Origin of the sequence: Curtobacterium sp. MCSS17_006, assembly GCF_003234215.1 — a bacterium.
Lineage (GTDB): Bacteria > Actinomycetota > Actinomycetes > Actinomycetales > Microbacteriaceae > Curtobacterium > Curtobacterium flaccumfaciens.
Map to the genome: position 1 here is coordinate 39419 of NZ_QKSO01000016.1, position 24041 is coordinate 63459.

22 protein-coding genes are annotated in these 24041 nt (G+C 71.2%); 5 read left to right on the forward strand and 17 right to left on the reverse strand.

Annotated elements, in window-relative coordinates; all coding sequences use genetic code 11:
- Window positions 1-155: 155 nt before the first annotated feature.
- From DEJ21_RS14735 to DEJ21_RS14750, 4 genes are all read right to left on the reverse strand, one after another.
- Window positions 156-1232 carry a hypothetical protein gene (locus DEJ21_RS14735; protein WP_258375088.1) on the reverse strand — a complete coding sequence of 359 codons (1077 nt, stop codon included), beginning with the start codon at window positions 1230-1232 and terminating at the stop codon, window positions 156-158.
- The gene (locus DEJ21_RS14740; protein ID WP_111225099.1) at window positions 1202-2455 is read right to left on the reverse strand and encodes a sensor histidine kinase; all 1254 of its coding nucleotides are present in this window, start codon (window positions 2453-2455) and stop codon (window positions 1202-1204) included. The genes DEJ21_RS14735 and DEJ21_RS14740 overlap by 31 nt, the downstream gene beginning before the upstream one ends.
- Before the next feature lie 5 nt (window positions 2456-2460).
- Window positions 2461-3180: a response regulator transcription factor gene (locus DEJ21_RS14745; protein WP_017888757.1), complete on the reverse strand. Its 720-nt coding sequence runs from the start codon at window positions 3178-3180 to the stop codon at window positions 2461-2463.
- Between the two features lie 176 nt (window positions 3181-3356).
- Window positions 3357-4616 carry a class I SAM-dependent RNA methyltransferase gene (locus DEJ21_RS14750; RefSeq protein WP_111038027.1) on the reverse strand — a complete coding sequence of 420 codons (1260 nt, stop codon included), beginning with the start codon at window positions 4614-4616 and terminating at the stop codon, window positions 3357-3359.
- Between the two features lie 14 nt (window positions 4617-4630).
- Between DEJ21_RS14750 and DEJ21_RS14755 the strand changes: the two genes are divergently transcribed.
- Together DEJ21_RS14755 and DEJ21_RS14760 are read left to right on the forward strand one after the other, a co-directional pair.
- Entirely contained in the window at window positions 4631-5425 is a 795-nt protein-coding gene (locus DEJ21_RS14755) for a nucleoside triphosphate pyrophosphatase (RefSeq protein ID WP_111225100.1), read from the forward strand.
- Window positions 5426-5520: 95 nt separating this feature from the next.
- The gene (locus DEJ21_RS14760; RefSeq protein ID WP_111225101.1) at window positions 5521-7305 is read left to right on the forward strand and encodes a biotin carboxylase N-terminal domain-containing protein; all 1785 of its coding nucleotides are present in this window, start codon (window positions 5521-5523) and stop codon (window positions 7303-7305) included.
- Between the two features lie 88 nt (window positions 7306-7393).
- On the opposite strand, the gene DEJ21_RS14765 is transcribed toward DEJ21_RS14760, so the two are convergent.
- From DEJ21_RS14765 to DEJ21_RS14825, 13 genes are all read right to left on the reverse strand, one after another.
- Window positions 7394-8320 (reverse strand): hypothetical protein, encoded by a 927-nt coding sequence (locus DEJ21_RS14765; protein ID WP_111225102.1) that lies wholly within the window; start codon window positions 8318-8320, stop codon window positions 7394-7396.
- 171 nt (window positions 8321-8491) lie between these two features.
- Entirely contained in the window at window positions 8492-10168 is a 1677-nt protein-coding gene (locus DEJ21_RS14770) for a phospho-sugar mutase (RefSeq protein ID WP_111225103.1), read from the reverse strand.
- Complete coding sequence (locus DEJ21_RS14775) at window positions 10165-11007, reverse strand: purine-nucleoside phosphorylase (RefSeq protein WP_071244261.1); 843 nt, start codon at window positions 11005-11007, stop codon at window positions 10165-10167. The genes DEJ21_RS14770 and DEJ21_RS14775 overlap by 4 nt, the downstream gene beginning before the upstream one ends.
- Window positions 11008-11083: 76 nt before the next feature.
- On the reverse strand, window positions 11084-11362 hold the full coding sequence (locus DEJ21_RS14780) for a PTS sugar transporter subunit IIB (protein ID WP_027466460.1): 279 nt from the start codon (window positions 11360-11362) through the stop codon (window positions 11084-11086).
- Window positions 11359-11805, reverse strand: coding sequence for a PTS sugar transporter subunit IIA (locus DEJ21_RS14785; protein ID WP_111029446.1), 447 nt, complete (start codon window positions 11803-11805; stop codon window positions 11359-11361). The genes DEJ21_RS14780 and DEJ21_RS14785 overlap by 4 nt, the downstream gene beginning before the upstream one ends.
- Before the next feature lie 3 nt (window positions 11806-11808).
- Complete coding sequence (locus DEJ21_RS14790; protein WP_111225104.1) at window positions 11809-12921, reverse strand: adenosine deaminase; 1113 nt, start codon at window positions 12919-12921, stop codon at window positions 11809-11811.
- Window positions 12922-13041: 120 nt separating this feature from the next.
- Complete coding sequence (locus tag DEJ21_RS14795) at window positions 13042-14340, reverse strand: thymidine phosphorylase (RefSeq protein ID WP_111225105.1); 1299 nt, start codon at window positions 14338-14340, stop codon at window positions 13042-13044.
- 5 nt (window positions 14341-14345) lie between these two features.
- Complete coding sequence (locus DEJ21_RS14800; protein WP_071244268.1) at window positions 14346-14828, reverse strand: cytidine deaminase; 483 nt, start codon at window positions 14826-14828, stop codon at window positions 14346-14348.
- Between the two features lie 19 nt (window positions 14829-14847).
- Window positions 14848-16140 carry an ABC transporter permease gene (locus DEJ21_RS14805; protein WP_084741425.1) on the reverse strand — a complete coding sequence of 431 codons (1293 nt, stop codon included), beginning with the start codon at window positions 16138-16140 and terminating at the stop codon, window positions 14848-14850.
- Complete coding sequence (locus DEJ21_RS14810) at window positions 16137-17504, reverse strand: ABC transporter permease (RefSeq protein WP_181435919.1); 1368 nt, start codon at window positions 17502-17504, stop codon at window positions 16137-16139. The genes DEJ21_RS14805 and DEJ21_RS14810 overlap by 4 nt, the downstream gene beginning before the upstream one ends.
- A gap of 55 nt (window positions 17505-17559) precedes the next feature.
- A complete protein-coding gene (locus tag DEJ21_RS14815) occupies window positions 17560-19080 on the reverse strand; it encodes an ABC transporter ATP-binding protein (protein WP_071406403.1) in 1521 nt (506 codons plus the stop codon).
- Window positions 19081-19247: 167 nt separating this feature from the next.
- Complete coding sequence (locus DEJ21_RS14820) at window positions 19248-20312, reverse strand: BMP family protein (protein WP_111022309.1); 1065 nt, start codon at window positions 20310-20312, stop codon at window positions 19248-19250.
- A gap of 198 nt (window positions 20313-20510) precedes the next feature.
- Window positions 20511-21626, reverse strand: coding sequence for a mannose-1-phosphate guanylyltransferase (locus DEJ21_RS14825; RefSeq protein WP_027466449.1), 1116 nt, complete (start codon window positions 21624-21626; stop codon window positions 20511-20513).
- 187 nt (window positions 21627-21813) lie between these two features.
- Between DEJ21_RS14825 and DEJ21_RS14830 the strand changes: the two genes are divergently transcribed.
- From DEJ21_RS14830 to sdhD, 3 genes are all read left to right on the forward strand, one after another.
- A complete protein-coding gene (locus DEJ21_RS14830) occupies window positions 21814-23049 on the forward strand; it encodes a glycosyltransferase family 1 protein (protein WP_228513213.1) in 1236 nt (411 codons plus the stop codon).
- Window positions 23050-23127: 78 nt separating this feature from the next.
- Complete coding sequence (gene sdhC / locus DEJ21_RS14835) at window positions 23128-23577, forward strand: succinate dehydrogenase, cytochrome b556 subunit (protein WP_017888739.1); 450 nt, start codon at window positions 23128-23130, stop codon at window positions 23575-23577.
- An 11-nt stretch (window positions 23578-23588) separates the two neighbouring features.
- Complete coding sequence (gene sdhD / locus DEJ21_RS14840; protein ID WP_027466446.1) at window positions 23589-24035, forward strand: succinate dehydrogenase, hydrophobic membrane anchor protein; 447 nt, start codon at window positions 23589-23591, stop codon at window positions 24033-24035.
- The last annotated feature ends 6 nt before the right edge of the window (window positions 24036-24041 follow it).

The window sequence follows — 24041 nt, forward strand, 5'->3', positions numbered from 1 at the left end:
CCCATCGCGTCCACCGCCGCCCGCACGCCCGGCGCTCCACGCGCGTCCGCTGCGCCGTCCGCACCACGTCCGCGACGATCCACGCGTCGATCACGTGGCGCACTGTCGCAACACGCGCGCACGCGCTGCCGCGCGCGGTACCGACGCGCCGCGCGCTACGCGGGCTCGTGCCGCGGGATCTCCAGCCAGAGTGCGACGGAGTCGTCCTCGTCCCCGTCGTCGTCGTCCATCCCCGCTCCGAGCGCCGCGGACTCGCTGGCGGCGCCGTCGAGGCGGAGTCCGACGACGGTCACCGCGGAGTCGGAGCCTTCGCCGACCGTCCGTACGATCACGTTGTCGGCATCGCGGGCCTGCCGGAGCGCCTCGGCGACACGGGCGTGGATGCGCCGGATGTCCGGGGCGTCCAGGTCGTCGAGCCCGCCGTCGTCGTGCAGCTGGACGGTCGCTCCGCGGCGACGCAGGCGCATGACCTCGTCGCGGACGTCGTCGGACAACAGGGACCGGCCCCGGATCTCGTCGCGGATGGCCTGCTCGAGGTGCAGGCACTCGGCGCGGTCGGCGTCGTCGAGATCGCCGCAGGAGTCGATGATGCGCTGCAGCATCGGCAGGGCCATCCGGGTGGTCTGACTCAGCCGGAACTGCCGCTCGAACACGTGGGCGTCCTGCGCGGCCTGCCAGTCGGCGGTCTCCTGCTCGGCGAGGACGAGCTCACGGGTGTTCCGGATGGCACGGCTCATCGCGGCGGCGAAGACGGTGGCGATCGCGACCCAGGCGACGCTGCCGACCACGCCGAGCCCACCGAGCGAGCCGAGGCCGGCCCAGGCGACGGTGTACACGGTCAGGAACAGCACGCCGGCCCACGCGAAGGGGCCCCGACCGCGCACGACGAGCACCACCATGAGCGTGCCGATGGCCGCGATCCACCAGGTGGCGGAGCCGGGACCACGACCATCGACGAGGACGGGGGCGGCGATCACCGGCATCACGATGGCTGTCGCGAGGGAGAAGCAGGCCGTCCAGACCGGCAGGACCCTGCCGGGGACGAACAGTGCGAGGCCGGTGGCCGCGGCGTACAGGACCATGCAGGCGACGATCGGGGCGACCTGGTCGACGCGCGGCAGCGTGGCCGCGGCGAGGACCAGGTGGTAGAGGGAGAACAGCGACGCCAGGCCGAGGGCGATGCTCGCCGGCAGGGAGACCTTCATGCGGTCGTCCTCGCGGTCGGCGACCACGTCAGCACGATGCGGGTGCCCTCGCCGGGGGCGGTGTGCACCTCGGCCCGACCATCGACGGTCGCGACGCGCTCGACGATGGAGCGGCGGACACCGAGCCGTTCGGCGGGGATGGCCGCGACGTCGAACCCGCGGCCCTCGTCACCGACCTCGACGAGCACCCCCTGGCCCTGCTGCTCGACGCGGACCCAGCGGGAGACGTCAGCGTCGCCGGCGTGCTGCACGCTGTTCACCGCTGCCTGCAGCGCCGCCGAGGCCAGCGCGTCGGCGACCGACGCGGGCAGGCGGACCGACCCGGTCGGCGTCGGGACCAGGCGGACCGGGGCGGGCAACGCACCGACCCCCTCGCGGATGCGCGCCCGGAGTTCCCCGAGGGCGACCGGCGCGACGTCACCGGGACCGTCGGTGGCGGCGGCCTCGAGGTGGTCGATCGCGTTCCGGGCCATCCGCGCGGCGAGGGTCTTGGCCTCGAGCGTGTCGGCACGGGCGGCGGAGAGCAGCGTCGTGAGCACGCTGTCGTGCACGATGGCGTCCACCTGCACCCGCTCGACCTCGGTCGCGTGTTCCCGGATGGCGAGCGAGTACCGCCGCACGGCCGTGGACTGCGCCGTGTCGACCGACGTGGCCGCCCGCCGCAGCACCACGGCGATGACGAGCACCGCACCGCTGAGCAGCGCCGTGTACACGCCGTCGAGCAGGACGGCGAGGACCCCGACGTCGCCGCCGAGCGGGCTGAGCCGGATGACGACGTACACCGCCGGCACGAGCGCGGTGTAGACCGTCGCACGCCACGTGGCGAAGCCCATCGCCGCCGCCGTGCAGCCGACCGTGCAGAACCACCACGGCCACGGCTGCTGCGCCGACGGGATGGGCTCCTGCACGGTCGCCGTCCACGTCACGAGCACGACGAGGAACAGCAGCGCACAGACGATCTGCGCCAGCTGCGCGACCCGCTGCACGAAGGCCGAGACCCCGATGAACACGAACGACGCCGCGAGGGCGAGCATCAGCGTCGGGCCCCAGAACGGGTCGAGGTACGGCAGCTGCTGCAGGACCGCGGGCGCGTCGACGATGCCGAGGCCGATCGCCGCCATCGCGAGGAGGATCGCGAACGCGCGCTCCACCGACGCCTGCGTGATCGAGGCGCGGACGCTGCGCGCCGGATCGGCGCCGAAGGGCGCCGGTTCGACGACCGTCCGCGCCGACTCAGCCGCGGTCGCCATCCGTGTCAGCGACCGTCGCCGTCGGGGTCGATGCCCGAGTCGAGCCCGGGGAGGATCCCGTCCTCGACGGCTCGACGCAGCAGGTCGACCTTCGTCGGGGCCGGGCGACCGACCTCGACGTACTTCACACGGATCCGGTCGAGGTACTCACGGGCCGTCGAGTACCCGATGCCGAGCTGCTGGGCGGCGAGCTTGAGCGGGAGTCCCGAGGCGTAGAGGTGCAGGATCTCGCGCTCGCGGCGGCCGAGCTGCGCCTTCGCGAAGTCGCGGTCGGCGTCGATGGCGCTCGCCCACTCGAGGTTGTTGAGCACGTCACCGCGTGCGACGGTGGCGACCGCGGCCATCACCGTCTTGGTGGCCGAGGACTTCGGGATGACGCCGGCAGCCCCTGCTGCGAGCGCCTCACGCACGTTGGCGACACGGTCCGCGATCGAGTGCACGAGCACCGCCGATCCCGTCCCCTGCACGCCCTTGACGTTCTCGGTCACGGTCGAACCGTCACCGAGGGACAGGTCGAGGACGACGACGTCGACCTCTCGCCCGTCGAGGTTCTGGACGTACTCGGGGACGCTGGCGGCGGTGAGCACCACCTCGAACCCCTCGTTCTGGCACGCCGCCTGGATCCCGAGTCGGACGGACTCGTGGTCGTCGACGATCGCGACCCGGACCGGCCTGGTGGCCGCCCCTGACGTCTCGGTGCTGGTGGTTGTCGTTCCTGCTGCCACAGTGGCCTCTCGTTCCGATGCGCGACGCCGGCCCCTGAAACCGGAGTGCCATCAACGACCCAGGATACCCAGCCCGGACTCAGGTGCGGGGCTTCTCCGCTGCGCCACGCTGGCCGGTCCGCCGATTGGTGGACACCCCGACACGCAAGGACCCGCGGTCGAGCGACCGCCGGACCTCAGCGCGTGGGGACCAGGCGTGCGACGGCTTCCAGGTGGTGGGTGTGCGGGAACAGGTCGAAGGCCCGCAGTGCTTCGAGTCGGTAGCCGAGGTCGGCGAACGTCGCGACGTCGCGGGCCAGCGCCACCGGGTCGCACGCCACGTAGACGACCTGCTCCGGCTGGAGCGCGGCGATCTGCACGACCACGTCACGACCGGCACCGGCGCGGGGCGGGTCGAGCACGATCGTGCCGGCGCGGAAGCGGTCCTTCTCGGCGCGCGAGGCGTTCGCCACGGTGTTCGTCAGCCAGCGGTCGACGCGGCCGGTCTCGGCGCGGGCGCCGAGCCACTCCGACAGGTTCTCCTGCGCGTGCTCGGTGGCACGGGCGGCGCTCTCGACGCTCGTGATGCGTGCCTTCGGGCCGACCAGGTCACCGAGGGCGGCGGCGAGCAGGCCGACACCGCCGTACAGGTCCAGGTGGGTGCCCTCGGGGTCGAGTCGGTCGCGGTCGACCAGGTCCTGCACGGCCTCGGTGAGCACGGTCGCCGCGGCACGGTGCACCTGCCAGAACCCGTTGTCGTCGACCTGGAACGTGCGCTCCCCCACGACCTCGGTCACCACGGTGGGCTTCTGGTCGTCGATGACGAGCCGCGCGCCCTCGGAGCCGCTCGGTGCGAGGACGTCGATGACCGAGGACCCCGGCAGCGCACCACGGCCGAGCGGGGCGCTCTGCTGCACGACGGCGGTCGCGAGCGGCAGGCCGGTCACCGGGATGACGGAGTGGGAGCGGGCCGCGAACGGGCCGGCGGTGCCCTGCTCGTCGACGTGCAGCCGGACGCGCGTGCGCCAGCCGAGGCCGTTCGCCGCGTCGTCGCCGGGCGCGGCCTCGACGACGACGTCGTGGCCGAGCACCTCGGCGAGGTCCATCCGTGCGAACCGCGCGAACGAGTCGACGAGGACGTCGTGCTTGAGCGTGCGCTGGTGTGCGAGGGCGATGTGCCCGAACTCGGCACCACCCGGGCGCGTCTCGGGGTCACGCTCGAGCGCGGCCTCGGGCCAGACGTGGTCGACGCGGTGCTCGCTCGGCGTGATGACGCTGACCGTGTCGGCGCGCCAGAACGACTTCTTGCGGTCCTCGGTCACCCGGGCGACGACGCGCTCCCCGGGGATCGCGTCCGAGACGAAGACCACCCGTCCTTCGTGCCGTGCCACCGAGATGCCGCCGTGGGCGATCCCGGTGACGTCGAGTTCGAGCAGCGTGCCGACGGATTCACCCATGGTGAGATGGTCCCATGCGTCTGTACCTCGCGAGTACATCCCCCGCCCGCCGAGCACTCCTCGCCCAGTCCGGGATCGAACCCGTGCTCGTGTCCCCCGGGGTCGACGAGGACGCCGTCGGTACCGCCGCCGCGGCATCGCTCGGCCGTGCCCTGACCGGGTCGGAGCTCGTCTCGCTCCTCGCCGTCGCGAAGGCGTCCGCAGTCGCCGACTCCGCGGTCGCCGGGTCGCCGGTCGACGGGGTGGTGTTCGGCGGCGACTCCGCGTTCGAGGTCGACGGGCAGCTGTACGGCAAGCCGCACGACCCGGCGGTCACCCGGGAGCGCTGGCGGCAGATGCTCGCCGCCGGCGGCGGGACACTGTGGAGCGGACACTGTGTGATCGATCGACGCCGCGACGACCGGCGCCGGGACCTGGAACCGGCCACGGGACGGCCTGGAGGCGCGGCGCCGGCCCGCACCGTGCCTCCCGTCCGGTCCCTGGTCACGTCCACCGCCGGCGTCCCGCAGCTGGGTGCCGTCGCGCCCGGCGGGTCGGCGCTGGCCGCCGACGGCGACCGCGTGGTCGCGGTCGACAGCGCGGTGCTGACCTTCGCCGACGACGTGTCCGTCGACGAGATCGACGCGTACGTCGCGACGGGCGAGCCGCTCGAGGTAGCGGGTGCCTTCACCATCGACGGTCGGGCAGCGGCGTACATCACGCGGATCGACGGAGCTCCGTCCGCCGTGATCGGGATGTCGCTGCCGATGCTGCGGTCGATGCTCCTCCGGGGCTTCGGCATCGCCTGGCACGATCTGTGGGCTCATTAGACGCGGCGCACTGTAGACATCCACACCTGTTCCGGGTGGTTCTTTGTGGGTGCCAGTCAAAACGCACTCCCGCCGCACGAATACGCTGCTGTGTCATGCCCCGTATCAGCAAGGTCCTCATCGCGAACCGCGGCGAGATCGCCGTCCGCATCATCCGCGCGGCCCGCGACGCGGGCAAGGCATCGGTCGCGGTCTACGCCGACCAGGACCGCGATGCCCTGCACGCCCGCCTCGCCGACGAGGCCTACGCGCTGAACGGCACCACGAGCGCCGACACGTACCTCGTCATCGACAAGATCATCTCGGTCGCCCGCCGCTCCGGCGCAGACGCCGTGCACCCCGGCTACGGGTTCCTCGCCGAGAACGCCGACTTCGCCCGCGCTGTCATCGATGCCGGGCTCGTCTGGATCGGCCCGTCGCCGGAGTCGATCGAGCGCCTCGGCGACAAGGTCTCCGCGCGCCACGTCGCCGAGAAGGTCGGCGCACCGCTCGCCCCCGGCACCATCGAACCCGTCCAGGACGTCTCTGAGGTCTTCGACTTCGTCGACCAGGTCGGCCTGCCCGTCGCGATCAAGGCTGCGTTCGGCGGTGGCGGTCGTGGTCTGAAGGTCGTCCGCGACCGTGCCTCGGTCGAGGAGCTCTTCGAGTCCGCCACCCGTGAGGCGATCGCCGCGTTCGGTCGGGGCGAGTGCTTCGTCGAGAAGTACCTGGACAAGCCGCGCCACGTCGAGACCCAGTGCCTGGCGGACGAGCACGGCAACGTCGTCGTGGTCTCCACCCGCGACTGCTCGCTGCAGCGTCGCCACCAGAAGCTCGTCGAGGAAGCCCCGGCGCCCTACCTGACGCCCGAGCAGCAGACCGCACTGTACGAGTCGTCCAAGGCGATCCTGCGTGAGGTCGGCTACGTCGGCGCCGGCACCTGCGAGTTCCTCATCGGCGCCGACGGCACCGTGTCGTTCCTCGAGGTGAACACACGCCTGCAGGTCGAGCACTGCGTGTCCGAAGAGGTCACCGGCATCGACCTGGTGCGCGAGCAGTTCCGCATCGCCGAGGGTGGCGTGCTCGACTACTCGGACCCCACGCCGCGGGGACACTCGTTCGAGTTCCGCATCAACGGCGAGGACCCGGGTCGCAACTTCTTCCCCGCGCCCGGCCCCGTGCACGCGTTCAACGCGCCGTCCGGCCCCGGCGTCCGTGTCGACTCGGGTGTCGTCTCCGGCGACGTCGTGTCCGGCTCGTTCGACTCGATGCTCGCGAAGCTGATCGTCACCGGTGCCACCCGTGCCGAGGCGCTGGAGCGTTCGCGTCGTGCACTCGCCGAGTTCGAGGTCACCGGCCTGCCGACCGTGCTCCCCTTCCACCGTGCCGTGGTGTCCGACCCGGCGTTCGCGACGGACGACTCCTCGCCGTTCAGCATCTACACGCAGTGGATCGAGACCGACTTCGTGAACGACATCCCGGCGTGGAGCGGCTCCCCCGAGGAACTGCCGGCCCCGGCTGCGCGCGACAGCGTCGTGGTCGAGGTGCAGGGCAAGCGCATCGAGGTCACCATGCCGTCGATCGTCGGTGGCGGTGCTGCCGGGGGTGTCGCCGGTCGTCGTCCGGCCGGCCCCACCGCTCCCCCGAAGCGCCGCTCGTCGGCCGTCCGCGGGGGTCTGGCGAAGTCCGGGTCGTCCGTCGCGTCGCCGATGCAGGCCACCGTGGTGAAGCTCGCGGTCGCCGAGGGCGACACCGTGGTGAAGGGCGACCTGCTCGTCGTGCTCGAGGCCATGAAGATGGAGCAGCCCGTGCAGGCCCACAAGGACGGCGTCGTCACCGGGCTGAACGCCCCGGTCGGCCAGACCGTCTCGTCCGGTCACGTGCTGCTCGAGCTCGCGTAGCGCGGAGGTTCCGTCTCGCAAGACACCGGTGTTCGCCGGTTGAACACGCGCACGTCGCGGTTCGACTCGTGAACACCGGTGTTTTGCTTCATCGAACACGGCGCACTCCGGCACCCTCGAGTGCTACGGGGCCGTTGCCGCCCGGCTGCACGTCCGGCCACGTGACGCGGACGACCCTCCGGACGTGGCGGTGGGCACGGAGCCGGTCCTCCCGGAGCTTCTCGTCGATGACGACGCGCTCGGGCGAGCGACCAGCGCGCGTCGTCCGGTCGCGGTACTTGACCAGCCCGTCGAACTCCACCACGACGCCGGCGTCCTCGAACCAGAAGTCCACCCGGCCGATCAGGCCTGCCGCATCACGGAACTCCTGCTGCAGCACCGGCGCCGGGAACCCCGCTTCTGCCCAGCACAGCCGCGCCACTGACTCACCCGGCGAGTCAGCAGCCGCGTCCGCGAACTCGATCGCCCGTCGCGCGCGGGTGGACGCGCGCGGACGCGGCTCCCGGCTGCGCAGTTCGGCGAGCAGCGCGTCCTGCGACACTCCTCGGGCCAGCACCGCGTCCAACACGACCACCGCCGTGCGGAACGATGCTCGGAGCGCGACGTCGACCCCGGTGACCACGAGGGTCGTGACGGGCAGGCCGCCGACGCTCGCACAGGCGATGGTGCGACCCGCCCCTCCGACCTTCTGCAGGTGTGCGCGACGTTGCCCGGTGGCTCGACGCGGATCGGTGGCGACGACGTGCTCGGGGAACTCCCCGAGCCACGGGAGTCCGAGCATCGCCACAGCCGACTCGTGGGAGATCACGAGGGCGGTGTGGATGTTCGGCGCGACTGCTTCGACCCGTGCTCGATGGCGCTCCGCTGCGCTCGCTGCTTCGAACGCGCCACGTTCGACGTACCGACCCGCCGTCAGGCGGATGAGGGTCCCGCGGCGAGCGGCATCCGCGAGCCGTCGGTGCGCTCTCGGATCGGGATCGCCCGGAGCCGCGCCGAACACCGTGATGTGAGCCATGGCCCAACGGTCACGGCTCCCGCGCGGCCCACACCACGGCAACACGCTCCTTGTGAGGAGCCCTCGCTCCCCTACCCCCTGTGGAGGAACAGCAAAACACCGGTGTTCACGCTCTGCACCGCGTTGTGCGGGTGTTCAGAGCGCGAACACCGGTGTTTTGCCGACCGCGCCCTACGACACCAAGGGGCGCACCGACTCGGCGAGGGCGTCGACCAGGCGCTGGGCCTCGGCGGGGGTGTCCGCGACGGTGTCGATGTAGACCTTCACCTTGGGCTCGGTCCCGCTCGGGCGGACGATCACCCGGGCGTCGCCGGACAGGTCGTAGCGCAGGATGTCCGAGGGCGGGAAACCCGCCACCCCGTCGGCGTAGTCCGTCACCGTGTGCACGTCGAGCCCGCCGAGCGTCGTCGGTGGCGTGGACCGGAGCGACGCCATGATCTCGCCGATGCGCGACAGGTCGTCGACGCGGGTCGCGACCTGCCCCGAGGCGAACGCGCCGAACTCGGCGGCGAAGACCTCGAGGTGGTCGGCGATGGTCGAGCCGGACGCCGCGAGCTCGTCGGCGAGGGACAGCAGTTCGAGCGCAGCCGAGATGCCGTCCTTGTCGCGCACGACCGACGGGTCGACCAGGTAACCCAGGGCCTCTTCGTAGCCGAACAGCAGCTCGGGCACCCGCGAGACCCACTTGAAGCCGGTCAGGGTGTCGCGGTACTCCAGCCCGTGGCGCGCGGCCACCCGGGCCAACGCCGGCGACGAGACGATCGACGCGGCGAGGGTGCCGGTCGCGCCGGACTCCGACGCCCGTGCTGCGGCCCGCCACCCGAGCAGCCAGCCGACCTCGTTGCCCGAGAGCCGGCGGTAGGACGGCGCACCGGCGTCCGAGGCCGTCGGGATCGCGAGTGCGAGCCGGTCGGCGTCGGGGTCGTTCGCGATCACCAGGTCGGCGCCGACGGCGAGACCACGGGCGATCGCCAGGTCCATCGCGCCGGGCTCTTCCGGGTTCGGGAAGGAGACCGTCGGGAATGCACCGTCTGGCTCGATCTGCTCCGGCACCACGGTCGGTGACGCGAACCCGGCGGCGACGAACACCGCGCGAGCGGTCTCCCACCCGACGCCGTGCATGGCCGTGTAGACGACCTTCGGCTGCTCCTCGACCCCGAGTGCCGGAGCGGGCACGATCGCGGCCGTGGCGGCCACGTAGGCGTCGACGAGGGCCGACGTCGCGACGGTGTAGTCCGTGCCGCGCGGCAGGTCCGTGACGGAACCTGCGGCGACGGCGTCGATGGCGTCCGCGATCTCACCGTCGACGGGCGGCACGATCTGCGAGCCGTCGTCGTCCTGACCGAGGTAGACCTTGTACCCGTTGTCCCGCGGCGGGTTGTGGCTCGCGGTGACCATGACGCCGGCACCGACGTCCAGGTGCCGGACGGCGAACGCGAGCACCGGCGTCGGCAGGGCCGAGGGCAGCAGGGTGACCTCGAGCCCGAGGCCGCGCATGACCTCGGCCGAGTCACGTGCGAAGACGTCCGAGTTCACCCGGCCGTCGTAACCGATCACGACGCTGCGCGAGCGCCCGGTGTCGATGAGGAACCGTGCGAGCCCCGCAGCGGCCTGGGTCACGACGACCCGGTTCATCCGCAGCGGGCCCCAGCCGAGCTCCGCGCGGAGTCCGGCGGTGCCGAACTGCAGCCGGCCGTCGAAGCGCTCGGCGAGCGCCCGGGCAGCGGGACCGTCACCGTCGGCCGCCGCGTCGATCGCCGCGGCCAGCTCGTCGCGGGTCTCCGGGTCGGGGTCCTGCGCCAGCCACGCCCGCGCGGTGCCGAGCACCTGGTCGAGGTCGAGCTTCACGATGCCGGCTGCCCGAGTGCGGCGACCACGCGTGCGAGCAGGTCGGCGATCACCGGCTCGGCCTGCTTGCCGGCCTCGAGCACCTCGGTGTGCGACAGCGGGGTCTTCTGGATGCCCGCGGCGAGGTTCGTGATGAGCGAGAACCCGAGGACCTCCATGCCGGCCTGACGGGCCGCGATGGCCTCGAGCGCGGTCGACATGCCGACGATGTGTCCGCCGATGGTCTTCGCCATCTGGACCTCGGCCGGGGTCTCGTAGTGCGGGCCGCGGAACTGCGTGTACACGCCCTCGTCGAGCGACGGGTCGACCGTCCGGGCCAGCTCACGCAGCCGCGCCGAGTACAGGTCGGTCAGGTCGATGAACGTCGCGCCCTCGAGCGGGCTGTCCGCGGTCAGGTTGATGTGGTCGCTGATGAGCACCGGGGTGCCCGGGGTCCAGTGCTCCTTGATGCCGCCGGCACCGTTGGTCAGCACCATGATCGAGGCACCGGTCGCCGCCGCGGTGCGGACGCTGTGCACGACCCGACGGACCCCGTGGCCCTCGTAGTAGTGGGTGCGGGCACCGATGACGAGCGCGTGGCGGCCGTCGGCGAGGCGGATCGACCGGATCGTGCCGGAGTGTCCGGGGACGGCAGAGGCGCTGAACCCGGGGACCTGTTCGGCCGGGATCTCGGAGACGGTCTCACCGATGATGTCGGCGGCCTTGCCCCAGCCCGACCCGAGGGTCAGGGCGATGTCGTGCCGCTCGATGCCGGACTGTTCGGCGATGGCGGCGGCGGCGGCCCGCGCGACCTCGAACGGGTCGGCAGCGGGGTCGTTCAGCGGGTTCTCGGTGCTCATGCCCCAACTCTAAAGGGCGGACGCCCGCCGCAGCGCCCGCCGCAGCGCCGCCGCAGCGGCCGCCACCGCACCCGCCTCAGTGCTCGCCGAGCGCCCGGTCCACCGCCGCCGTGATCTCGCCCTGGTCGAAGTGGTTCGCGATGACGATGACCTCGGCGTAGGTGTCGCCGATCGCCTCGACGAACTCCTGACTCGTCAGGATCACGTTGGCGTCGTCGGAGACGTCCCGCACGGACGCGACGTCCGCCGCGACGACGGACGCCGACAGCCCGAGGGCGTCGAGCGCCTTCTCGGCGTTCACCTTGAGGATGCCGCTCGACCCGATGCCGGCGCCGCAGATGGTCACGATCTTCACGCGGAGACCCCCATGATCGCGCGGACCTCGTCCGCGGTGGTCGCCGCCGCGATCCGTCCGGTCACGGTGGCGTCGTTGAACAGGTTCGCGATCTCGCCGATCGACTCCAGGTGGGTGCCGACCTCGGCCACCGCGAGCCCGAGCACCACGCGGACGGGGTCGTTGTGCGGGTGGCCGAACGCCACCGGCGTCGCGAGCGTCACGATCGCGAGTCCGTCCCGCACGACGGCACCACCCGGCCGGGCGTGCGCGAACGCGAGCCCCGGCGAGATGACGATGTACGGCCCGTGCTCCTCGACCATGCCGATCATGGCGTCGGTGTACTCGTCGGTGGTGGCGCCCGAAGCGACGAGCGCACCGCCGACCAGGCGCATCGCGTCACGCCACGCGGGCGCGTCCGCACCGAGGAGGACGGCGGTGTCCGGCAGCGGTGGCAGTCCCATGCGTCAGGCCTCCTGGTACCCGGCCGTGATGGTGGCGATGATCTCCTCGCGGTCCTCGAGCGGCAGGAACGACCCGAGCGCGGCGTTGATCTGGAACGCCGCCAGGTCGTCGAGGTCGTACCCGAACGTGCCGGCGAGCAGCGCGAGCTCCTTCGACAGCGAGGTCCCGCTCATCAGGCGGTTGTCGGTGTTCACCGTGACGCGGAAGCCGAGCTGGTAGAGCACGTCGAACGGGTGGTCGGCGAGGTCGTCGCCCCACGCGGCGATCGCCCCGGTCTGCAGGTTGGACGACGGCGAGACCTCGAGCGGGATCTCGCGGTCACGGACCCACGAGGCCACCTCGCCCAGGGAGGCCAGCGTCGAGCCGTCCCCGGCGTCGGACAGGGCGACGTCCTCGAAGATGCGGACGCCGTGTCCGAGGCGGAGCGCCCGGCCGTCGACGAGGGCGGACCGGATGGAGGCGAGCCCGTCGGCCTCGCCCGCGTGCACGGTGACGGGGAACAGCTCGGAGGCCAGGTAGTCGAAGGCGGCGCGGTGGTTCGAGGCGGGGAACCCGGCTTCGGCACCGGCGATGTCGAAGCCGACGACCCCGGCGTCACGGTGGCGGACGGCGAGTTCGGCGATCTCGAGCGACCGGTCGGCGTGCCGCATCGCGGTGACGAGCTGGCCGACGCGGATGCGCCCACCGGCGGCGTCGACGGCTTCCTCTATGCCGGCCTGCACGGCCTCCACCGTCTGGTCGAGGGTCAGTCCGCCCTGCAGGTGCTGCTCCGGCGCCCAGCGGACCTCGCCGTAGACGACGCCGTCGGCGACCAGGTCCTCGACGAACTCGCGGGCGATCCGGGTGAGCTGCGGTGCGGTCTGCATCACCGACGTGGTGACGTCGAACGTCTTCAGGTACTCGACCAGGGAGCCGGAGTTCGACTGGTCGGCGAACCACTGCCCGAGCTCGGCCGGGTCGGTGGTGGGGAGCGACACACGCGCCGAGGCCGCGAGCTCGATGATGGTCGCGGGACGCAGGCCGCCGTCGAGGTGATCGTGCAGCGAGACCTTCGGCAGGTCGTTGATGACCGCCCCGGCGTCGGGCAGGCGGTAGGTCGGGGCGTCGGCGCTCATGTCCCCAGGCTATCGGTGGTCACCGCCGCCGCGCAGGCACCTGTGCACAACCCACGACGGAAGACACTGGAGGCTCCCCACAGGTGTGCAGGAAGCCTCCGCTCGGTCGGGTGGCCGGGTTCAGGACCCGATGCGCTCGCGCACGATCGGCCCGCGTGCCGCGGCAGCGGAACCCGCCGGGCCGATGGTCCACGCACCCTCGAGCGACTCCAGCGCGCGCGGGATCCGCGACGCGTCGTCCGAGTGCAGCGTCCAGAGCGGCTGGCCCTCGGTCACGGTGTCCCCCGGCTTGACGTGGAGCTCGATGCCCGCACCGGCCTGCACCGGGTCCTGCGCGCGGGCACGACCGGCCCCGAGCCGCCAGGCCGAGACGCCGAACGGCAGCGCGTCCTGCTGCGTGAGGACCCCCGACGTCGGCGCGGTGACGACGTGCTGTTCGCGGGCGACGGGCAGCGCGGCGGACGGGTCCCCGCCCTGCGCCTCGATCATCCGACGCCAGGTGTCCATGGCGCGGCCGTCCGCGAGCGCCGCGGCCGGGTCGGCGTCGGGCAGTCCGGCCAGCGTGAGCATCTCGGTCGCGAGCGCAACCGTCAACTCGACGACGTCAGCGGGGCCGCCGCCGGCGAGCACCTCGACCGACTCCCGCACCTCGAGCGCGTTGCCGATCGTCAGCCCGAGCGGGACCTCCATGTCGGTCAGCAGCGCCGAGGTCGCGACCCCGGCGTCGTTGCCGAGGTCGACCATGGTCTGCGCGAGCTCCCGGGACGCCTCGTACGTCGGCATGAACGCGCCGGACCCGAACTTGACGTCGAGCACGAGCGCCCCGGTGCCCTCGGCGATCTTCTTCGACATGATGCTCGACGCGATGAGCGGGATGCACTCGACCGTGCCGGTGATGTCGCGGAGCGCGTAGAGCTTCTTGTCCGCGGGTGCCAGGCCGGACCCGGCGGCGCAGATGACCGCGCCGACGTCCTGCAGCACCTGCATCATGCGGTCGTTCGAGATGGACGCCTGCCACCCGGGGATCGACTCGAGCTTGTCGAGCGTGCCGCCGGTGTGCCCGAGTCCGCGGCCGGACAGCTGCGGCACGGCGACGCCGAACGACGCCACCAGGGGTGCGAGCGGCAGCGTGATCTTGTCGCCGACGCCACCGGTGGAGTGCTTGTCCACGGTCGTCTTGCCGAGCGACGAGAACGACATCCGCTCCCCCGACGCGATCATCGCGAGCGTGAGGTCCTTGATCTCGCGCCGCTCCATCCCGTTCAGGAAGATCGCCATCGCCATCGCGGCCATCTGCGGGTCCTCGACGTAGCCGCGGGTGTACGCGTCGACGAGCCAGTCCACCTCGGCGGTGCCGAGGGCCCCGCCGGAGCGCTTCGTACGGATGAGGTCGACGGTGTCGAACGGCTCGACGGCCATGTGGATCAGTGCTCCTGCTGGTAGGTGGCGAGGGTCCGCGGCCCGAAGGCGTCGGGCAGGACCTCGTCGATGGTGCGGATGCCGGAGAGCGTCTCGAGGAGCATGCCCTCGGTCGAGTGCTCGAACAGCAGCTGCCGGCAACGGCCGCACGGCATCAGGGTCGCCCCGTCGCCGTCGACGCACGTGAACGCGACGAGCTTGCCGCCACCGGTCATGTGCAGCTGCGACACGAGGGAGCACTCCGCGCAGAGCGTCACCCCGTAGCTCGCGTTCTCGATGTTGCAGCCGGAGACGATCCGGCCGTCGTCGGTGAGCGCCGCGGCGCCCACCGGGAACGACGAGTACGGCGCGTAGGCGCGCCGCATCGCGGCCGTGGCAGCGTCCCGCAGGACGCCCCAGTCCACGTCGTCGACCGGGAGGCCCGTGGCGGCGTCCGTCGGGTCGGTGGCGGTGACCGCCTGGTCACCTGGTTGCTGCGTGTCGGTCATGTGTCGTGCCTCCAGGCCGTCAGCTCTTGATGTAGGGCTTGCCGGACGCGGCGGGGCCGCGCGACTGCCCGACCAGGCCTGCCACGGCGAAGATCGTCACCACGTACGGCAGCATCAGCAGGAACTCGCTCGGCACGGGCGAGCCGACCGCGCTGAGCGTGTTCTGCAGGTTCGACGCGAAGCCGAACAGCAGGGCGGCGAGCGTGGCCTTGATCGGATCCCAGCGGCCGAAGATCACGGCGGCCAGGGCGATGTAGCCCGCGCCCGCGGTCATGTCCTTCGTGAACCCGCCGGTGGCGTCGAGCGTGAAGTACGCACCGCCGAGGCCCGCGATCGCACCGGCGAGCGAGACGTTCCAGAACCGGGTGCTCGTGACGTTGATGCCCACCGTGTCGGCGGCCTGCGGGTGCTCGCCGACGGCGCGGAGTCGCAGACCCCAACGGGTCTTGAACAGGCCGAAGGTGACGACCGCGACGGCGACGTAGGCCAGGTAGACGACGACCGACTGCTCGAAGAAGATCGGTCCGATGATCGGGATCTGGTGGAGCACCGGGACCTCGAACTTCGGGAACCGGATGCCGATGTTGAGCGTCTGCTGGTTCGGGGACAGCACCTGCGAGTACAGGAAGCCGGTCAGGCCCGAGATGAAGGCGTTGATGACGACACCGACGATGACCTGGTCGACCAGGTACTTAATGCTGAACGCCGCGAGGACGAACGACACGAGCACACCCGCGACGAGGGCACCGACGAGGCCGACCCAGGGCGACCCGGTGAGCGAGGCGATGAGCGCCGAGGTGAACGCACCGGCGAGGAACTGACCCTCGATCGCGATGTTCACCACGCCGACCCGCTCGGAGATGACGCCGCCGAGTGCACCGAAGACGAGCGGGACCGCGAGGCCGAGCGCACCGAAGAGCATGCCGGGGATGGTGATCGAGTCGCCGGCGACCGCCCATGCGAGGAAACCGACCACGAAGACGATCGCGAACACGGAGGTCACCCAGAGCGGCACACGACGGGAGGCACGGGTCTCGACGATCGCGTACACCGTGGCGAGCGCGAGCAGCACGGTGACGACGATCCCGGTGGCCGTCGCCGGCAGCGGGAGGTTCGGCAGCGCGAAGAAGTCGCCCTTCGAGGCCAGGCGGAGCGTCGCGGTTCCGGGGCGGTGTCCGAAGCCGAACAGCACGAGCGCGAGCAGCGTGAACACGCCGTACCCGATCGGGAGCTTCCAGCTGCGGGTCGTCTCGACCGGGCGGTCGTCCAGGGGCATGCGCGGCGCGGCCGCGGTGGGGCTGAGGGTGCTCATGCGGCGACCGCCTTCTTGCTGTTCTTGCTCGTCTTCGTGCGCTTGCGTGCACCCGGCTGCGGGATCCGGAAGATCGCGCGGACGAGCGGCGGCGCCGCGATGAAGAGGACGATGAGTGCCTGGATGACGCCGACGATGTCGATCGGGATGCCGTTGGCGGCCTGCATGGCGTAGCCACCGTTCTTCAGGACGCCGAACAGGATCGCCGCCCAGAACACGCCCCACGGCTTCGAACGGCCGAGCAGGGCCACGGTGATGGCGTCGAAGCCGATGCCGGCGTCGATGCCCGAGGTGAAGCCCGTGGTGACGGCACCCTGCACCTGGTAGGCGCCGGCGATGCCGACCAGGGCACCGGAGATGACCATGACCCAGATGGTCAGCGACGGGACGCTCATGCCGGCCACGCGGGCGGCACGGGGGTTCTCACCGATGGTGCGGAAGCGGAAGCCGAGCGAGGACTTGTTGACGAGCCACCAGACGACGACGACCGCGATGATCGCGACGATGAACCCGAGGTCCACGCCGTACCGCACACCGAAGAGCTGCGGCAGGAGCGCGCTGTCCTTCGTGGCGGGCGAGATCGGGTTGCTGCTGCCCGGGGCCTGCAGCAGGCCCGGGGTGCGGAGCAGGTAGCTGACCAGGTAGAGCGCGACGTAGTTGAGCATGATCGTGACGACCACCTCGTTCGCACCCGTCCGGGCCTTGAGCACCCCGACGATGCCGCCCCAGACCGCGCCGCCGACGATGCCGGCGAGGATCGTGAGCGGGATGTGGATCGCGGCGGGGCCGTCGAACGAGAACCCGACCCACCCGGCGGCCGCGGCCCCCATCAGGATCTGGCCCTGGCCGCCGATGTTGAACAGCCCGGCGCGGAACGACAGCGCGATCCCGAGTCCGGCGGCGATGAGCGGCACCGAGTAGTCGACGGAGCGCGTGAGCGGCCCGATCGCCTGCTGGAAGGAGTCCGCGCCGAAGTTGAACACCGAGCCCTGGAACAGCGAGGCGTAGGCGCCGCCGACCGCGGTGCCGATCGCCTGGAGCATGTCGGTGGGGCGGGCGAAGAAGTAGCCGGCGGTCGCACGGACGTTCTCGTCGGTCACCGCGATGAGGATGCCGCACGCCACCAGCGCGAGGACGACGGCGAGCACCGTGACGAGCACGGAGCCGTTCAGGATCCCCTGCAGGGCGGCCTGCCAGCGGTCACCACCGGCGCCGTTGCGGCGCTCGGTGTCCTCTGCCGAGTCCGTCATCAGGTGCGGGGTCGACTCGACCTCCTGCAGACGGTCGTCGGTGAGCGGGGCGTCCGCGGTGCCGTGCGCAGCCGGGGTCGGCTGCTGCGTGTTGTCTGGTTCCTGCGCGGTCACGCGGCCAGCTCCGTTCCGGTCGTGGATGTTGCTTGGATCTCGCCGGCCGAACCGGTCATGCGGCCAGCTCCGTTCCTTCGGGGATCTCCCCGGCCATCATGAGGCCGAGGACGTCACGGGGGGTGGTCGCGGGGACGATGCCGACGATGCCGCCGCGGTACATCACGGCGATCCGGTCGGCCAGGGCCACGACCTCGTCGAGCTCGGTGGAGACGACGATGACCGGCACACCGGTGTCGCGGGTGGCGACGATGCGCTTGTGGACGAACTCGATCGAGCCGACGTCGATGCCGCGGGTGGGCTGCGCGGCGACGAACAGCCGCAGCTCGCGGCTCAGTTCGCGCGCCAGGACGATCTTCTGCTGGTTGCCGCCGGACAGCCGCCCGGCCGCGGTGGTGCGACCCGGCGTCCGGATGTCGAACTCGGCGATCTTCTCGTCGGCGAAGGCGTCGCGCTCGGCCGAGCGGATCGTGCCGGCGCGGACGAACTCGGCGTGGTCGGCCCGGTCGAGCATCAGGTTCTCGGCGATGGTGAACTCGCCGACCAGGCCGTCCTCCTTGCGGTCCTCGGGGACGAAGCCGACGCCGGCGTCGAGCACCTGCTTGACGCTCCGCCCGGTGAGTTCCTTGCCGTCGAGGGTGATGCGGCCGGCGTGGGCGGGCTCGAGGCCGATGATCGCCTCGGTGAGCTCGGTCTGCCCGTTGCCCTGCACCCCGGCGATCGCCAGGACCTCGCCGCGGCGCACCGTGAAGGAGACGTCGTCGACGAGCACGATGCCGGACGGGTCGGTCACGGTCAGGTTCTCGACGACCAGGGCGTCGGCGCCACCGGTCGCAGGAGCCTTGTCGACGACGAGCGAGACGGCACGGCCGACCATCAGCGCGGCCAGCTCGTTGTTCGTGGCGGTCGGCGACGCTTCGCCGACGACCTTGCCGAGGCGGATGACCGTGATGCGGTCGGCGACCTCGCGCACCTCGCGGAGCTTGTGGGTGATGAAGACGATCGCGGTGCCGGCTTCGCGGAGCTGGCGCATGATGCCCATCAGCTCGTCGGTCTCCTGCGGGGTGAGGACGGCCGTCGGCTCGTCGAACACCAGCACGGAGGCGTCGCGGGACAGCGCCTTGATGATCTCGACGCGCTGCTGCACGCCGACGGGCAGGTCCTCGACCTTGGCGTCGGGGTCGACGTCGAACCCGAAGCGGTCGGAGATCTCCTGCACGCGCTTGCGGGCACCGGCCAGGTCGAGCCGCCCGCCGAAGGTGGTCTGCTCCTGCCCCAGCATGACGTTCTCGGCGACGGTGAACACGGGCACGAGCATGAAGTGCTGGTGCACCATGCCGATGCCGGCGCGCATGGCGTCACCGGGGCCATCGAAGTCCTGCACCACGTCGTCGAGCAGGATCTCGCCCTCGTCGGCGTCGTACAGGCCGTACAGGACGTTCATCAGGGTGGACTTGCCGGCGCCGTTCTCACCCAGGAGGCAGTGGACCTCACCCGGCTCGACGGTGAGCGAGATGTGGTCGTTGGCGACCAGGGCGCCGAACCGCTTGGTGATGCCGCGGAGTTCGAGCTTCATGTTCGGGAGTCTATTTCTGTCTCGCGCGCGCCACGCGGGCGCACGGTGTCGCGTGCAGCCCGCGGATGCACGATGTGGTGTGCGCCGCCGGGCGCACGATGTGGTGTGCGCCACCCGGGCGCACGAGAACGCGGGCGAGGGATGCTCCCCCGCCCGCGTTCATCGGGTCAGGACTGGGTCTTGACCTTGATCGAGCCGTCGATGATGCCGGCCTTCACGTCGTCGAGCTCGCCCTGCAGGCCCTTGTCGACCTTGGACTCGAAGTCGTGGAACGGCGCGATGCCGACGCCGTCGTTCTCGAGGGTGCCCACGTACGGGTCCTTCGAGAACTTGTCGTCAGCCGCCTGCTCGACGACGTCCTTCACGGCCGGGCGCATGCCCTTCTCGACCGAGGTGAAGGCGATGTCCTTGTAGCGGGGGTCGGCCTCGTAGAGGTCGCTGTCCGCACCGATCAGGACGGAGCCGTTGTCGGCGTCCTTGATGGCCTCGGCAGCGGACTGGTAGATCGGGCCACCGACGGGGAGGATCACGTCGGCGTCCTGGTCGAGGAGCGTCTGCGCGACCGACTTGGCCTGCGTGCCGGCCTCGAAGCCACCGGTGAAGGAGCCCTTGCCGGTGTCGACGTTCCAGCCGACGACCTTGACGTCCTTGTCCTTCTGCTCGTTGTAGTACTTCACGCCGTCCGCGAAGCCGTCCATGAAGATGGTGACGGTCGGGATCTGCATGCCGCCGAAGGTGCCGACGACGCCGGTCTTCGAGTAGGACGCCGCGGCGTAGCCGGCGAGGAACGCCGCCTGCGAGGTGTCGAACGTGATCGGCTTGACGTTCTTCGCGTCGATCGAGTTGTCGTCGATGATCGCGAAGTCGGTGTCGGGGTTCGCAGCGGCCTGCTTCTTCGTGGCGTCGGCCAGGTTGAAGCCGACGGTCACGACGAGGTTGCAGTTCTGGCCGATGAGCTGCTCGATGTTCGAGTCGTAGACGGTGGCGTCCTTCGACTCGGCCTCCTTGTAGGTGGCACCGAGTTCCTTGGCGGCGTCCTTCATGCCCTCGTAGCCGAGCTGGTTGAACGACTTGTCGTCGAACCCACCGGCGTCGGAGACCATGCAGGGGCGGAAGTCGGTCTTCTTCGCCGTGTCGGTGGTGGACGGCGCCGAGGCGCAGCCGGCCAGGACGGCGACGGTGCCGGCGAGCGCGAGGCCGCTGAGGACGACCTGTCGGGTACGAGATGTCACGGGTTGGTTCCTCCGGGGAGCGTGCCCGGACCACGTGCGTTCCGGGCGATCGTGGCGACAGTACACGACCGTCGGGCCGGTACAGGACCCGTTGCGGGGGTCCTGCGGATCGGTTACGGGATCGCGACCCCGCCGAAACGCGCCCGTAACGCGGGGCCACCCGCGCACCCCCAGTTCGAGGGGTTTGTCGATGGAGCGCTACAGGACGTCGCCGCGGCCGCTGATCTTCAGGGCATCCACGACGCCCTTGACCCGCTGTGCGTTCGCACTGGTGGTGACGAGCAGCGCGTCCGGGGTGTCCACGACGACGATGTCCTCGACGCCGATGAGTGAGATGAGCCGCTGGCTGTGCGAGATCACGATGCCGCTCGACGAGTCCGCCAGGATGCGGGCGCCGTCCCCGAGCACCGCGAGGTTGTTCGGCCGGCCGCCGGACTGCAGCTTGGCGAGCGAGGCGAAGTCGCCCACGTCGTCCCAGTCGAAGTCACCGGGGACGACCGCCATGCGTCCGGCGGCGGCGGCGGGCTCGGCGACCGTGTAGTCGATCGCGATCTTCTCGAGCATCGGCCAGACGGCGTCGACGACGGCACCGCGCGCCGAGGTGTCCCAGGCGTCGGCGAGTTCGTTGATGCCCGCGAGCAGCTCGGGCTTCGTCCGGCCGATCTCGGCGAGCAGCACGTCGGCGCGCGCGATGAACATGCCGGCGTTCCAGAGGTAGTTGCCCTGCTCGACGTACGAGCGGGCGGTGTCGAGGTCCGGCTTCTCGACGAACGACTTCACCGCGTGTGCGGTCGGGGCGCCCTCGATGTCGAGCCCAGCGGTGTCGGCGTTGATGTAGCCGAAGCCGATCGCGGGTTCCGTCGGCGTGATGCCGATGGTCGTGACGTAGCCGGCGCGGGCGACGGCGACGGCCTCGCGCACCGAGCGGCGGAAACCACGTGCGTCACCGATGACGTGGTCGGCGGCGAACGAGCCGATGACGACGTCCGGCTCGCGGCGCACCAGGATCGCCGCGGCCAGGCCGATGGCCGCCGTGGAGTCCTTCGGTTCACTTTCGAGCACCACGTTGTGGTCCTCGACGCCTGGCAACTGCGACTCCACCGCGACCCGGTGCGCACGACCGGTGACGACCATGATCCGCTGGTCGCCGGCGAGCGGCGCCAGGCGGTCCCAGGTCTGCCGCAGCAGCGAGGTGCCGGATCCCGTCAGGTCGTGCAGGAACTTGGGTGCGTCCGCGCGCGACAACGGCCACAGGCGCGATCCGATGCCCCCTGCGGGGATGATCGCGTAGAAGTCTTCGAGAGCGTCAGCCACGCGCTCACCGTACCGGTCCCACCGGGTGGATCCTGGGTGGTCTCCGCACGATTCCCGCATGCGGGCTCCCGCAGCGCTCCGTCCGGCGTCCGCACCGGAGGGCGTCGCGTTGTTCACCCGGCGCGTGCGTCCCGTTCACGTCGTCGGCCCCGTCGGGTCACGTCACGCCCGGAGCATGGGCAACACCATGAGCGCACGCAGCGTGGAGCGCGGCACGTCCCCCCGGACCGTCGCCGTCGTGACCGAGAGCTTCCTGCCCACCCTCAACGGCGTGACCACCAGTGTCCTGGCGGTCCTCGACCACCTGGAACGACGGGGTCACCGCGCGGTCGTGATCGCCCCGGACACCCCCGGCCTGGCGCAGTTCCGGTCGCGCAGCGCCGTCGAGCGCTACCGCTCCTTCGACGTCCACCGCATCCCCGCCGTCGCCTACCGCCAGTTCCCGGTGGCACTCCCCCACCCGGTGCTCGACACGATCCTCGCCGCCTCCGGCGCCGACGTGCTCCACGCCGCCAGTCCGTTCCTGTTGGGTGGGCGCGCGATCACGGCAGCCGGGAGGCTCGGCATCCCCTCCGTCGCCGTCTTCCAGACCGACGTGGCCGGGTTCGCCCGCCGCAACGGCCTGACCGCGACCGTCCCGTTGGTCCGGAAGATCCTCGGACGCATCCACGCCGGCGCCTCGCTGACGCTCGCCCCGTCGAGCGCGACGGCCGCGATGCTCGCCGAGGAGGGCGTGCCCCGCGTCGCCCGCTGGGGTCGCGGCGTCGACACCGAGCTGTTCCACCCCGCGCGCCGGTCGACCGGGCACGTGCGGGCACTCCGACGCCGCCTGGCACCGAACGGCGAGACCATCGTCGGGTACGTCGGACGCCTGGCCCCGGAGAAGGAGGTCGAGCGGCTCGCCGAACTCGGCGGCGTCCCCGGCATCCGGGTCGTCGTGGCCGGAGGGGGTCCGTCGCGGGCGATGCTCGAACGTCGGCTCCGGCACCTCGACGTCACCTTCACCGGCCCCCTGCGCGGCGACGCACTCGCCGACGCGTACGCGTCGCTCGACCTGTTCGTGCACACCGGTCCGGCCGAGACCTTCGGACAGACCCTGCAGGAGGCCCACGCCTCCGGCCTGCCGGTGATCGCACCGGCGTCCGGCGGCCCGCTCGACCTGGTCGCTCCGGGGCTCGACGGCGAGCTCTACGACGCCGATGCCCCGCAGGCCCTGCGGCACGCGGTCCTGCGGCTGCACCACGACCGCGCGCTGGCGGAGCGGATGGGTTCCGCCGGTCGCCTCCGGGTCGAGGGAACCACCTGGGAGGCCGTCGGCGACCAGCTCCTCGACCACCACGACACGGCCCGCACCATCGGCGCGCCGCCCGTCGGACGGGGCCTCCGGGCCGGTCGGGACGAGAAGGTCAGCGCCCGCGCATAGGATGGGTCGTGTTCCACACGAACACGAACGGCAAGGGCTCGCCGATCGGGCGAGCCCGTCCTATGGAAGGACGAGCTCATGGCTGAGCACACCGGCGGGGGTACGGCGACCGCGGTGCCCGACGTCTCGATTGAAGCCCCGCGGGCTTCTCGGACGCCACAGGGCACGCTCTACCGCGGTTCGATCGGGATGTGGTCGTGGGTCCTCCACCGCATCACCGGCGTCGCGATCTACTTCTTCCTGCTCGTGCACATCCTCGACACGGCGCTTGTGCGGCTCTCACCAGAGGCGTACAACGCGGTCATCGGCACGTACAAGACCCCGATCATGAACCTCGGCGAGATCGCGCTCGTCATGGCCATCGTGTTCCACGCCTTCAACGGCCTGCGGATCATCCTGATCGACTTCTGGTCGAAGGGCCCGAAGTACCAGCGGGCCATGTTCTGGATCGTCATGGTCCTGTGGGCGGTGGCGATCGCGGGCTTCCTGCCCCGCCAGCTCATGAACCTCGTCGCGGACTTCAACTGAGGGGCACGAACATGACCACGCAGATCGTCGAACCTCCCCGCTCGGCCGCAGCCGCCCGCAGCACCACCAACTGGGAGAAGTGGGGCTGGATCTACATGCGCGCCTCGGGCGTGCTGCTCGTCGTGCTGATCTTCGGGCACCTCTTCGTCAACATGGTGGCGGGCGAGGGCGTCAAGCAGATCGACTTCGCCTTCGTCGCCGGCAAGTGGGCCAACCCCTTCTGGCAGGTCTGGGACTCGCTCATGCTGGTCCTCGCCCTCATCCACGGCTCGAACGGCATGCGCACGATCGTCAACGACTACGTGTCGAAGCCCGGTATCCGCAAGACCCTCCTCGTCGCGATCCTGGCCGCCTGCGTCGTGCTGATCGTCCTCGGGCTCCTCGTCTGCTGGACCTTCGACCCGTGCCCCGCCGGCGCCGCTGCCGCCGACCTGCCGTCCTTCTGCCCGGCGCAGTAGCACCAC

Bases quoted from the DNA above. Each gene is read 5' to 3' on its own strand.
- DEJ21_RS14805 (WP_084741425.1), bottom strand. From the start codon at position 16,140: ATGAGCACCCTCAGCCCCACCGCGGCCGCGCCGCGCATGCCCCTGGAC.
- DEJ21_RS14740 (WP_111225099.1), bottom strand. From the start codon at position 2,455: ATGGCGACCGCGGCTGAGTCGGCGCGGACGGTCGTCGAACCGGCGCCC.
- DEJ21_RS14755 (WP_111225100.1), top strand. From the start codon at position 4,631: ATGCGTCTGTACCTCGCGAGTACATCCCCCGCCCGCCGAGCACTCCTC.
- DEJ21_RS14765 (WP_111225102.1), bottom strand. From the start codon at position 8,320: ATGGCTCACATCACGGTGTTCGGCGCGGCTCCGGGCGATCCCGATCCG.
- DEJ21_RS14800 (WP_071244268.1), bottom strand. From the start codon at position 14,828: ATGACCGACACGCAGCAACCAGGTGACCAGGCGGTCACCGCCACCGAC.
- DEJ21_RS14795 (WP_111225105.1), bottom strand. From the start codon at position 14,340: ATGGCCGTCGAGCCGTTCGACACCGTCGACCTCATCCGTACGAAGCGC.
- DEJ21_RS14760 (WP_111225101.1), top strand. From the start codon at position 5,521: ATGCCCCGTATCAGCAAGGTCCTCATCGCGAACCGCGGCGAGATCGCC.
- DEJ21_RS14830 (WP_228513213.1), top strand. From the start codon at position 21,814: ATGAGCGCACGCAGCGTGGAGCGCGGCACGTCCCCCCGGACCGTCGCC.
- DEJ21_RS14790 (WP_111225104.1), bottom strand. From the start codon at position 12,921: ATGAGCGCCGACGCCCCGACCTACCGCCTGCCCGACGCCGGGGCGGTC.
- sdhD (WP_027466446.1), top strand. From the start codon at position 23,589: ATGACCACGCAGATCGTCGAACCTCCCCGCTCGGCCGCAGCCGCCCGC.
- DEJ21_RS14750 (WP_111038027.1), bottom strand. From the start codon at position 4,616: ATGGGTGAATCCGTCGGCACGCTGCTCGAACTCGACGTCACCGGGATC.
- DEJ21_RS14775 (WP_071244261.1), bottom strand. From the start codon at position 11,007: ATGAGCACCGAGAACCCGCTGAACGACCCCGCTGCCGACCCGTTCGAG.
- sdhC (WP_017888739.1), top strand. From the start codon at position 23,128: ATGGCTGAGCACACCGGCGGGGGTACGGCGACCGCGGTGCCCGACGTC.
- DEJ21_RS14815 (WP_071406403.1), bottom strand. From the start codon at position 19,080: ATGAAGCTCGAACTCCGCGGCATCACCAAGCGGTTCGGCGCCCTGGTC.
- DEJ21_RS14785 (WP_111029446.1), bottom strand. From the start codon at position 11,805: ATGGGACTGCCACCGCTGCCGGACACCGCCGTCCTCCTCGGTGCGGAC.